We start from the raw sequence: 11227 nt of genomic DNA, 5'->3' as shown, positions 1-11227 counted from the left end.
ACCGGCACACCACGGAAGGGAACCAGGATGCACGACGAGATCGTGTTCATCGTCGGAGACCGCTTGGCCGGGGGCCCGCCACGGGCGGGCATCATGTCGTTGTCCAGACTCGTAGCGGACTTGAGAGCGGGGCGGCTGAGGAATCCGCTGCCGGTGCTCGTCCCGGGACAGGGCATCGAACGGCACGAGATGGACCTCATACGGGCGGAGCTGAAGCGTTGCCGGCTGCCCGGGACCGCGCTGTGGGACGCGGTCCCGCCGGAACTCGCCGGCCGCGGCGAGGTCCACAAGCACCGTCAGGAGAACGTCCTGATCGCCGGTCTGCGGCGGGTCGGCGAGACCCATTACCAGGCCGCGCTGCGCCTGTCGAACACGCACGAGATGGTGCTCGACCACACCACCGGCACCCATGTCACGGGAATGGTGGTGACGGAGGCCGTCCGGCAGATGTCGCTGGCCGTCGCCGAACGGTACCTGCTGAAGCCGCGTCAGCCCGCTCAGCGGTTCCTCATCAACTCCCTCCAGGTGTCGTTCTCCCGCTTCCTGCTCCCGCTGGACGCCGAGATCGACTATCACCTCGACGAGGCCGTATGGAAGCGGCCGGACGTGCTGCGCTACCGCGGACAGTGCGACGTCCTGCAGGCGGGCGTCACGACCGCGTCCGGTTCCATGGACCTGTCGGTCTACGAGGAGGGCGCGGCCGAGCGGATCGAGGAGACCCAGAGCGACGCCGCCGTCCAGCGGCTGGCCGATCGCCATCAGGCCGGCCGGTCGCCGGAATCGTCCGAGCACCACGTCCCGTGACCCGGCCAGGAGGTCGACCATGACATGGCTTCTGCGGAGATTTCCGCTGTTCGTGCTCACCGTGTCCGTCATGGCCACGGCGGTGGCCACCGTCCGTGAGGCGGCCGGCTGGTCCGACCCGGCGCACCGGGTCGGATGCGCCCTCGCGGCGTCGTACCTGCTGTGGCTGCTGCTGGAGAGCTGGACGACAGTGCGCAGTTCGCGAGCGACCGAGGCGACGACCGACCGCGGCACCGTCTACGCGTACGGCGCGGCGCGGGCCGCCACCGTGGCGACCGCGTGCCTGGTGCCGATGGACTGGTCCGGGTACCGGCCGTGGATGCCCGTCCTGCCGGTGGTCTTCGTCTGCGCCGTCGCCCTGCGCCTGGCGGCGGTCCGCGCCCTCGGGCGGTTCTACTCGCACCGGGTGCGGGCTCTGGGCGACCACCGGATCGTGGACACCGGCCCGTACCGCCTGGTGCGGCATCCCGCGTACGTCGGCATGGCGGCCGCGCACCTCGCCTTCGTCGGCTACTTCCTCAACCCCGCGAGCGCCGCCGCGCTGGTGGTCCTGCTGCTGCCGGCCATCGTGGTGCGCGTCCTGGTCGAGGAACGGATGCTGTTCGCCCTGCCCGGCTACTCCGACTTCGCGGCGTCCCGGCGCCGCCTCATCCCCTGGGTGTGGTGACATCGACATGACCATCGAGAACGCACTGCGGGCCGTCCGCCCCGCCGGGCGCCGGGGCCCGGTACTGCGCGGGAGAGCGCTGCTGGACGAGGCGGAGGTGGGCCCGAAGTTCGCCCGCCAGGCCCGGATGGCCTCGGCCGGACTGCCCGTGCCCCACTTCTTCTGCCTGCCCGCGAGTCTGTTCACCCGCACCCTGGCGCCCGTACGCCCACGGCTCCTGGCGATCCTGCGGCGGCTGGACCACACCGACCCCGACCGGCTGGCCGAGCAATCCGACGCCCTGCGCCGCCTGGTCCTCGACGTGCCGGTCCCGCCGTCGGTGGCGCGCGCCGTCCACCGGGCGTACGACGAGGTGTTCGGCCCGCACGCCGTGGTGTCGGTGCGGTCCTCGATGGTGGGGCCGCGCGGGCGGCCCGCCGAGGACTCGGCCGAGGACGCCTTCGCGGGCATCGGCGAGAGCTTTCTGTACGTCACCCGCGATTCTGTGCTGGAGCGGGTGCGCGCGTGCTGGGCCTCCGGGTTCGGCACCCGGGCCCTGTTGTACCGGGCGGCGCGCTCCACCGCCGCCACGGAGGACTTCGCCGTCAGCGTGGGCGTCCAGCGCATGGTGTTCGGCCGCCGCTCCTTCGTCCTGTTCACCTGCGACCCGCTGACCGGGTCCCGGGACCGGGTGCTGGCGGCCGGGCTCGGCATCGGGGAGGGGGTCGTCCAGGAGAAGGTGCCGGTGGACCATCACTTCATCGACCGGCGCACGGGCGCGATCCGCTCCGTCGTCGCGCACAAGTCCGAGCGCATGGAGGAGGATCCCGCGCGGCCGGGCAGCGGCCCCCGGCTGCTCCCGGTGCACGGCCGCGAGCGGGACGAACCGGCGCTCACCGACAGCCAGATCCGGCACATCGAGGGCGTCGGCGACCGCCTCGAGCGGCTGTTCGGCTGCCCGCAGGACATCGAGGGCACCCTCACCGAGGACGGCGCCCTGCACATCCTCCAGACCCGGCCGGTCGTCCTCGACCTGGGCGGGCAGCGGCTGTGGAGCAACGCCAACATCACCGAGAGCTATCCCGGCGTGACCACCGCCCTCACCTACTCCTTCGCCCAGCGCTTCTACCGTGAGGACTTCCGCGACTTCTACCGGCGGCTCGGGGTCTCCCCCGCCGTGCTGGCACGCCACGAGAACGACCTAAGGTCCATGCTCGGCCTGCTGAACGGCCGGGTCTACTACTCCCTCAGCGCCTGGTACACGCTGCACCGGCTGTCCCCCACGTTCCCGCTGTGGCGCGCCAGTTTCGAGCGGATGATGGGCATGTCCCCCTCCGTGACGGATGTCCGCCCCGACCGCCTCGCCACCTCTCCAGGCCGGCTGCCGGAAACCGCCGCGGCCCTGCTGCGCCTGGCCTGGCTGCGGGCCGTGCACGTCCCCGCCGCCCGGAGCTTCGACCGCTGGTGGCAGCAGACCATCGAGCGCCACCGCGAGGCGGCCAGGACCGCCGACCCGCTGCAACTGGCGCGGCTGATGCGGTCACTGTGGCAGGAGGCCGGGGAACGCTGGGGCCTCACCCTCGTCAACGACGTGCTGTTGCAGACCACCGAGACCGCCGTCATGCGGCTCTTCTCCCGCTGGCTGCCCGGCGCCGACGCCGGTCTGCACAGCGACCTGCTGTGCGGTGGCGAGGAGAACCGCAGCGTCACCATCCTGATGTCCCTCGTGGATCTCGCCGAACGGATCAGGGCCGCCCCCGGGCTGCTGGACGCCCTCACCGACGAGGACCCCGGCAAGCCCCCCGAGGAGCTGCTGCGGCGGATCGAGGACGGCGCGTTCGGCACGGACATCGCGGACCGGATGCGGGCCCACTCGGCGGCCCACGGCGACCGGGGCCTGCAGGAGCTCAAGCTGGAGGTCCCGGTGCCGCGCGAACAGCCTTCCCAGCTGCTGCGGCTGGCAGGCGAGTACGCGCGCGGCGGCCTGACCCGCGAGCGCCTGCGCGGCCGGGAGACCGCGACCCGGCGGGCCGCCGAGGAGCGGCTGCGGACGCTGCTGGCGGGCCACCCCGTGCGGCGCGGGGTGCTGCGCGCCCTGCTCGCCCAGCAGCGCCGGTACATCAACATCCGGGAGGACACCCGCTACAGCCGCAGCGAGCTGTTCGGATTCGGCCGCCAGATCTACCGCCGGCTGGGTACGGAACTCGCTGCGCGCGGTGCCCTGGACGCGGCGGAGGACGTGGTCCACCTCACCGAGGAGGAGATCCTCGGCCACTTCGACGGGGGCGCGGTCACCGACGATCTGCGGGGGCTGGCGCGGCTGCGCCGAGCCGAGTACCTGAGCCGTGCCACCCTCGATGCCGAACTCCCCCCGGACTTCGCCACGATGGGCCCGGTACGCGACGGACTGCCCACTCCGGAGCGGGAGGCGCGGCCGGGCTCGCGGCTGCGCGGGCTGGGCTCCAGCGGCGGTGTCGTGCGGGGCACCGCCCGTGTGGTCATCGACCCGCACCAGCATGTCGATCCCACCGACGACCTGATCCTGGTGGCCCGGGAGACCGACCCCGGGTGGCTGTTCCTCATGCTCTCCGCGCGCGGCATCGTCGTCGAGCGCGGCACCCTGCTGTCGCACACCGCCATCAGCGGCCGGAAGTTCGGCATCCCCACGGTCGTCGCGCTGCCCGGCGCGACGAGAAGGATTCCGGACGGGGCACGCGTGGAGATGGACGGCGCGACCGGTACCGTGACGATCCTGGACGAGGTGGCGGAATGAGCGGCACGGTGCGGCGGCTGTACGCGTTCTTCGCCGAGCGCGCCCCCGCCCGCGTCTATGTGACGTACGCGGTGCTGTGGGTGCTCGCCCTGGAGGGTGCGCTGGCCCTGGTGGAACCGGGCGACGCCCGCTGGCGGCTGGGGGTGCCCACGCTCGCCGAGATCGGCACGGTGTGGCTGGCCCTGCTCTTCATCCGGGTCGTGGACGAGCAGAAGGACCTGGATTACGACCGGGAGCACAATCCGGGCAGGCCACTGCCGCGCGGTTCGATCACGGTACGCGAACTGCGACTGGCCATGGCGGTCATCGCGGCCGCCGGCACCGCACTCACCGTGTGGCGGTCGCCCCTGCTCACCGGCTGGCTGCTGCTGGATCTCGCTTACATCTGTTTCCTGGTCGGCCTCGAACGCTGGTCGAGGTCGGTCCGGGACGGCATCTTCCGCAATCTGGCGGTGAGCTATCCCGTGCAGGCGCTGCTCAGCGTACACGTGTGGCTGTCGTACCGGGACGCGACGGGCGCCGGCCCGCACGGGAGCGCGGCCGTGCCGGTTCTGCTGTGCGCCTGTGTCTTCCTGCACTTCGAGTTCGCCCGCAAGACCAGCCACCAGGTCAGGCCCGGCGCAACTCTCTACTCCAACGCCATCGGCACCCGGGGCTCCGTCGGGCTGACCGTGGGCTGCGCCCTGGCGGCGGCGGTGCTGGCGCTTCTCGTCGTACGTCCGTGGCAGGTGCACGGTCCGGCGGCGGCCGCCGCGTGGCTGCCGCTGTCGGCGCTCGGCTGCGTCTGGGCGGGCGGCGAGCGGTTCGCGCTGGCCGACACGCGGGGCGCGACGTGGCCGCGGGGACCGGCGATGGGCTTCCTCGCCTGGTTCTACATCGGCCTGTTCGTGGCCGCGCTGAGCGTGGCGGACCCGGGCCTGACCGTGTAACACCCCGCGCCCCGACCGCGTCACACCGCCACCGTTTCGAGGATGAGGACCACCCCATGGCCGAACCACCCGTCCCGTCCACCCACCGCGAGGTGCGCCTGACCGCGCGTCCCGGGGGCGGACCGCGCCCCGATCGGTTCGAGGTCGCCGAGGTCCCGGTCCCGGTGCCCCGCCACGGCCAGGTCCTCGTACGCAATCGGCTGACGCGGGTCGGCGCGGTGACCCGCACGCTCATGGAGGACTCCACCGCCGTCCTCCCCATGGCCCCGTACGAACCGGGCCGGGCGCTGTGGGCCCCGGCGCTCGGCGAGGTGGTCACGGCCCCGGGCACCCGCCTGGGCCCCGGCGATCTCGTCAGGCACCAGCTCGGCTGGCGGGAATACGCGGTGATCGAGGCGGACGACGCACGGCGCGTCGACCCGGCCCTGTGGCCCGACCCGGCCGCCTGTCTCTCGCAGGGATTCGCGGGCTGGCTGGCGGTGGTACGCGCCGCCGCGGTACGACCGGGCGACACGGTGTTCGTCACCGGCGCGGCGGGAGGGGCGGGCTCCATCGCCGGACAGTTCGCCCGCCTGCGGGGAGCGGGACGGGTCATCGGGTCGACGGGGTCGCGGCGCAAGGCCGACTACCTCGTGGGGACCCTGGGTTTCGACGCGACCGTCGTCAGGGGCGGGGCGCCGATCGAGGAGCAGCTGCGCGCGGCGGCCCCCGAGGGTATCGACGTGCTCGTCGACACGGTCGGCGGCGAGCAGCTCCGGGCCGCCCTGGCACTGGCCCGCCGAGGCGCGCGATGCGTCGTCATCGGCGCGCTGTCCGCCCAGGCCCGCGGCGGCACGACGGCCGAGGTGCCGGTCGACACCCTGGCGCTGTTCTCCCGGGGCATCACCCTCCGCGGGCTCACCACCGCCGACCACCGCGACGCGGTGCCGCGCTGGGAGGAGCAGTTCAGCCGGGGCCTGCGCGCCGGTGTCCTCACCTTTCCGCACACCCGGCTGCGGGGGATCGAACGGGCGCCGCGTGCCCTGGGCGAACTGCTGGACGGCCACCACATCGGTACGGTCCTCGTGGAGTCGTGACCGAAGGACGGCGGCGGGGAGGCACACCTCGTCCTAGCCGAAGACCCCACGGTCGAGAGACCATGGAGTCTCGGCCGTGGGGCCGGTGTTCCGGCGCCGGGATGCCGGGACCGCCGTGAGGAGGTCGGGGATGACCGGATCCGCCAAGGGAATGACGGTGTGCGCGGTGGGGGGCCTGGTGGCGGTGACCGCCTACACCGTGGCGCTGGGGAGCAATGGCTGGCTGTGGTTCGCCTGGGTGGTGCTCGCGCTGCTGGCGGTGGGGACGCTGCTGGCCCGCTGAGCGGGACCTGACGTCATCCGCGCAGCCACCGCCACAGGGCCGTCCACCACGGCACCCGGGCGGGCGGCGGCGCGGCGGCGGTGGCTGCCTCGTCCGCGGGTAAGGCCTCCTCGTCGTCCGCGGGCACCGCGCGCGCGGGGCGCATCCTGGGCGCGGGCAACAGGCCGGAGGTGTCCACCGGATCGGTGTCGGGCCGGCGCGGCATGAACGCGACCGGCAGCGCGACCAGATGGCGGGAGATCCACGACGCGACCCAGTTCAGCTCGGTCTCCGGCACGTCCAGCCGCAGATCGGGCAGGCGCAGCAGCAGGGTGTCGATGGCGGTGTCCGCGATGGCGCGGCCGATGTCCTGGCCGGGGCATTCGTGCGGGCCGCCGCTGAACGACAGATGCGAGCGGTTGCCGTACATGGGCGCGCCGAGGTCGGGGCGGATGGCGGGGTCGACGTTCCCGGCGGCGAGGCCGAGCAGCAGCATGTCCCCGGCCTTGATCCGGCGCCCGCCCAGTTCGGTGTCGCCGGTGGCCCAGCGGCCGGGGATCACGGTGAGCGGCGGTTCGTTCCACAGCACATGCTCGATGGCGTCCGGCAGGGTCATGTGGCCGCCGGCCAGGGAGGCGCGGAAGCGCGGGTCGGTGAGGACCATGCGCAGCGTGTTGGCCATGAGGTTGGTGGTGGTCTCGTTGCCGGTGAGCAGTACGAGCCGCAGATGCTGGACGACCTCCTCCTCGGTCAGCTCGGAGGGGTGGCTCAGCAGCCAGGAGGCGAGGTCTTCGCCGGGCTCGGCGCGCTTGCGCTCGACGAGGTGGCGCAGGGTGTCGGTGACGTAACGGTCGCTGCGCAGGGCCGTCTCGGAGCCCTTCATCAGGTCGCGGGTGGCCTCGACCAGTCGTGGGCCGTACTCGTCGGGCATGCCGAGCACCTGGGTGAGGACGAGCATGGGCAGCTGCTGGGCGAAACCCGTGACGAGTTCGGCCTGTCCCTCGGCGCAGAAGTCGTTGACCAGTTGGTGGGTGAAGCGGGTGATGTGGCGGCGGATGCCGCGGCGGTCGACGCGGTTCATGCTGTCGGTGAGCGCGGCGCGCAGCCGCTCGTGCTCGTCGCCGTCGGCGAAGGTGCACATGGGCTGCCAGCCGACCACCGGGAGCAGCGGCGAGTCGTCCGGGATCCGGCCCTCCGCCCAGGCGCTCCAGTAGCGGGAGTCGCGGGAGAACCGGGAGGGGGTGCGGGCGACCTCCAGGTTCTCGCGGTAGCCCAGCAGCAGCCAGGCCGGTACGTCGTGGCCGAGCCGCACCGGGGCCACCGGTCCGTGCTCGGCGCGCAGCCGCTCGTACAGGCCCATCGGGTCCTTCTCGTTCTCGGATCCGAAGAGGTCCACCACACCGGCGAGGGGGCTCCGGGCGTGGGCGGGGCACTGGTCGGGAGGAGGGGTCACGGTGTCTCCGGGGTGGCGGTGGTGAGGTGTTGCAGATAGCGCACGAGGCTGAGGAGGGTGTCGCGGCTGGAGGCGCGGTCGCGGGCGTCGCAGTCGACGAGGGGGACGGAGTCGGGCAGGTCCAGGGCCGCGCGCAGCCGGCCGACGGGGTGGACGGGCGCCCCGGGGAAGGCGTTGATGGCGACGACGAAGGGGACGCCCCGCTCCTCCAGCCGGCCCAGGACGTCGAAGCTGACCTCCAGACGGCGGGTGTCGATGAGGACCACGGCCCCGAGCGCCCCCTCGAAGAGGCCGTTCCACAGGAACCAGAAGCGCTCCTGGCCGGGGGTGCCGAAGAGGTAGAGCACCAGCTGTTCGTTGAGGCTGATCCGGCCGAAGTCCATGGCGACGGTGGTCTCGGTCTTGCGTTCCACCCCGGCGATGTCGTCGACGCCGACCCCGGCCTGGGTCATGGTCTCCTCGGTGGTCAGCGGGCGGATCTCGCTCACCGAGCCGACCATGGTGGTCTTGCCGACGCCGAATCCGCCGACGATCACGATCTTGACGGCCGCGGCGGCGGAGGCCGGAAGGGTGTCCTCGCCGCGGGGACCGACGATCGGCTCAGAGGTTTTGTAGTCCATGCATCACCGCCTGCAGAAGTTCGGTGTCGGGCAGCACCGCGGCCGGGACCGGTGCCCGGGCCTCCACCTGGTGGTGGGCGAGCAGGTCCGCGAGGAGCACGGTCACGGTGCTGACGGGCAGCGTCAGATACGCGGAGATCTCGGCCACGGAGAGCGGGAAGTGGCACATCCGCAGCACGGCGGCGGCCTCGGGCAGCATGCCCGGCTCGGGTTCGGCCCGGGCCACGATCAGGCTGACCAGTTCGATGGTGTCCGCCCGCGCGGACCGGCCGGGGCCGCCGTCGACGAGGTAGAGCCGTTCGGGGCCGCCTTCGTCGGTGCCCTTTCCGGTCCGGCTCATGTCACCCGTCCGGCCCGTGGCGGACTGCTGAGGTGTTCGCCGAGCCGGGCGACCAGGTCTCTCATGCACTGGCCCATCAGCCCGGCGTCCACGCCGTCCTCGGCGAGCACCGCGAGGTAGGAACTGGTGCCGGCCGCCATCAGGTAGAAGAAGCCGCCGTCGACCTCGATGACCACCAGCCGCATCCGCCCGTCGCCGGTGGGGAATTCGGCGGCGATCGCCGTGGACAGGCTCTGCAGTCCCGCGCAGGCGGCGGCCAGGCGGTCGGCGGTGTCCTCGTCCGTACCGACCTGGGCCATGCACAGTCCGTCCGAGGACAGCAGGACCACGTGGCGGGTCTGCGGAACGCTCTTGGCGAGGTCCCGGAGCATCCAGTCCATGTTGAACCGCGCTTGCGTCACGTGCTACTCACCCTTATCCGAGGTGTTCTGGGCGTCCGAGGCGTTGTCCGGGGCGTTCGCCGTATCCGGCGGCTCGTCGCCGTAGGGCCGGCCGGAGAGGTCCACCGGATCCGCCTCGCCGGACACGGCCTTGGTGAACGCGGCCAGCCACATCCCCGGCTGGATGGGCGGTTCGGCCGGTGCCGGGGGGCCCGCCGGGGCGGGCTGCGGGTCGGCGTTGACGCGGATGGGCGGGGTCACGGTCGGCATCCGGCGGCGGCGCTGGGGCAGTCCGGCGGTGTTGTGGCGGATCCCGTTGTGGTCGTGGGCGACCGGGCCGGTGACGTTGTCCGGCAGCGGCGGATAGGGCGCGGCGCGCTTGATGGGCTTGGGCGGCGGCAGCACCTGGGCCCGGGCGATGGCCCCGCCGGGGGCGGGGGTGGGGCAGATGACGTCCTGCGGGACGACGAGCACCGCGCGGACGCCGCCGTACGCGGAGGGCCGCAGCGAGACCTGGAACCGGTACTTCACGGCGAGCCGGCCCACCACGGCCAGGCCCAGCCGGGGCGTCTCGCCGAGGTCGTCGAGGTCGAAGCCGGTGCCCGCCTGCTCCATCACGTACTCGGCACGCCTGCCGCTCTCCTCCGACAGGCCCACCCCGGCGTCCTCGATCTCGACCGCCACCCCGGACTGCACCTCGACCGCCGTCAGATGCACCCGGGTCATGGGCGGGGAGTAGCGGGTGGCGTTGTCCAGCAGTTCGGCCAGGGCGTGGATGAGCGGTTCCACGGACGGGCCGACGATGCCGACGTCGGCCACCGAGTGCAGATCCACCCGCCGGTATTCGAGAATGCGCGACATGGCGCCGCGCAGCACGTTGTACAGCGGCACCGGGTTGCGCCACTGGCGGCCCGGGCGGGAGCCGCCCAGCACCGAGATGCTGTCGGCGAGCCGGCCGATCAGCGCGTTGCCGTGGTCGAGGTGGAGCAGATCGTGGAAGACCTCGGGGGCGGCCCCGTGCTTGTCCTCCATGTCCCGCATGTCCATGGCCTGTTGGTGGACGATGGCCTGCACCCGGCGGGCGATGTTGACGAACGCCCGCCCGGCCGCGTCCCGCAGGTCCTCCTCGGCGCGCACGGTCTCCAGCACCATCCGCAGGACGGCGCGCCGGGCGGATTCGAAGTCCGGGTCGAGGCCGGGCGAGGGCGGGATGTCCTTCATCAGGACGTCGACCTCGGCCCCGCGCTGCAGCCGCTCCACGGCCACGGGCAGCACGTCCTCGGCCAGCCGCCGGGTCTCCATCTCCTGGTCGACCAGGCGCTGCCGGTACGCGGCGTCCTGTTCGGCGATCCGGGCGCGCAGCCTGCCGATCAGGCGTCCGCGGCGGGCCGACTCGGCCGCCGCCAGGGCCACCGCCAGCGTCGCCGCCGCGCCGCACCAGGCGACCGTCGCCCGCGCCCCGGCGGACACCACGGTCACGGCGAGCGCCGCGCAGGCCGCGAGCGCGGCGGGAGGAATGAGCCATACGAGCGCGGAGGCGGGCCGTCGGCCTCCAGGTGACGCGCCGGCGAAAACCATCGGCTTCCTTAAAAGCAGCGGGAGAAAATGCGTGCGAAGAACTCGCTATGGGCCCCGGAGCATAGCGGTCGCGGCGCGTCCCGAAATGACGATGATTTTTTCTTGGTAACGAATACGAGGGGTGAATTCCATGAGCGTAAAAAAGCGATCGCATTCGCTCACACCCTTGGGGGGTCCGAAACCCCACACCGCCAACTTGCGGTGCATTTACCACCATTACGGACATCATGCGGCGACTCGCCGGAGGTGGCGGCAAGTTGTACAGTCGGCAGTTTTCCCCGGAAACGCGGCGGCGGCCGGCCCCCGCCGGGGGGCCCCCCCCCCCGGCCCGGACCTCCACCCCCGGTGGGGCCCCCCCCCCCACGG

11 protein-coding genes are annotated in these 11227 nt (G+C 72.7%); 6 read left to right on the top strand and 5 right to left on the bottom strand.

Features of this window, described 5'->3' with window-relative positions; translation table 11 throughout:
- Positions 1-27 precede the first annotated feature (27 nt).
- From ABZ562_RS38915 to ABZ562_RS38890, 6 genes are all read left to right on the top strand, one after another.
- Positions 28-804 carry an AfsA-related hotdog domain-containing protein gene (locus ABZ562_RS38915; protein WP_361489531.1) on the top strand — a complete coding sequence of 259 codons (777 nt, stop codon included), beginning with the start codon at positions 28-30 and terminating at the stop codon, positions 802-804.
- Between the two features lie 19 nt (positions 805-823).
- Positions 824-1471 (top strand): isoprenylcysteine carboxylmethyltransferase family protein, encoded by a 648-nt coding sequence (locus ABZ562_RS38910; RefSeq protein WP_361489528.1) that lies wholly within the window; start codon positions 824-826, stop codon positions 1469-1471.
- Between the two features lie 7 nt (positions 1472-1478).
- On the top strand, positions 1479-4223 hold the full coding sequence (locus tag ABZ562_RS38905; RefSeq protein WP_361489527.1) for a PEP/pyruvate-binding domain-containing protein: 2745 nt from the start codon (positions 1479-1481) through the stop codon (positions 4221-4223).
- Positions 4220-5152: a hypothetical protein gene (locus tag ABZ562_RS38900; RefSeq protein ID WP_361489525.1), complete on the top strand. Its 933-nt coding sequence runs from the start codon at positions 4220-4222 to the stop codon at positions 5150-5152. Before ABZ562_RS38905 ends, ABZ562_RS38900 begins: the two co-directional genes overlap by 4 nt.
- A 56-nt stretch (positions 5153-5208) precedes the next feature.
- Positions 5209-6228 (top strand): NADP-dependent oxidoreductase, encoded by a 1020-nt coding sequence (locus ABZ562_RS38895; RefSeq protein ID WP_361489522.1) that lies wholly within the window; start codon positions 5209-5211, stop codon positions 6226-6228.
- A 130-nt stretch (positions 6229-6358) separates the two neighbouring features.
- Positions 6359-6511 (top strand): hypothetical protein, encoded by a 153-nt coding sequence (locus ABZ562_RS38890; RefSeq protein WP_199830969.1) that lies wholly within the window; start codon positions 6359-6361, stop codon positions 6509-6511.
- A gap of 13 nt (positions 6512-6524) precedes the next feature.
- Here ABZ562_RS38890 and ABZ562_RS38885 read toward each other — a convergent pair whose 3' ends face one another.
- From ABZ562_RS38885 to ABZ562_RS38865, 5 genes are read right to left on the bottom strand one after another with little or no spacing between them, the layout of a single operon-like run.
- Positions 6525-7943: a cytochrome P450 gene (locus ABZ562_RS38885; RefSeq protein ID WP_361489519.1), complete on the bottom strand. Its 1419-nt coding sequence runs from the start codon at positions 7941-7943 to the stop codon at positions 6525-6527.
- Entirely contained in the window at positions 7940-8563 is a 624-nt protein-coding gene (locus ABZ562_RS38880) for an ATP/GTP-binding protein (protein WP_361489516.1), read from the bottom strand. The genes ABZ562_RS38885 and ABZ562_RS38880 overlap by 4 nt, the downstream gene beginning before the upstream one ends.
- Entirely contained in the window at positions 8544-8903 is a 360-nt protein-coding gene (locus ABZ562_RS38875; RefSeq protein ID WP_361489513.1) for a DUF742 domain-containing protein, read from the bottom strand. The genes ABZ562_RS38880 and ABZ562_RS38875 overlap by 20 nt, the downstream gene beginning before the upstream one ends.
- Positions 8900-9283, bottom strand: a complete 384-nt coding sequence (locus ABZ562_RS38870; protein WP_079038446.1) for a roadblock/LC7 domain-containing protein — start codon at positions 9281-9283, stop codon at positions 8900-8902. The genes ABZ562_RS38875 and ABZ562_RS38870 overlap by 4 nt, the downstream gene beginning before the upstream one ends.
- 24 nt (positions 9284-9307) lie before the next feature.
- On the bottom strand, positions 9308-10861 hold the full coding sequence (locus ABZ562_RS38865; protein ID WP_361489511.1) for an ATP-binding protein: 1554 nt from the start codon (positions 10859-10861) through the stop codon (positions 9308-9310).
- Between the last annotated feature and the right edge of the window lie 366 nt (positions 10862-11227).

This window comes from Streptomyces sp. NPDC019937 (assembly GCF_040631655.1).
Classification (GTDB): Bacteria; Actinomycetota; Actinomycetes; order Streptomycetales; family Streptomycetaceae; genus Streptomyces.
This window is presented reverse-complemented; position numbering and strand designations above follow the sequence as displayed.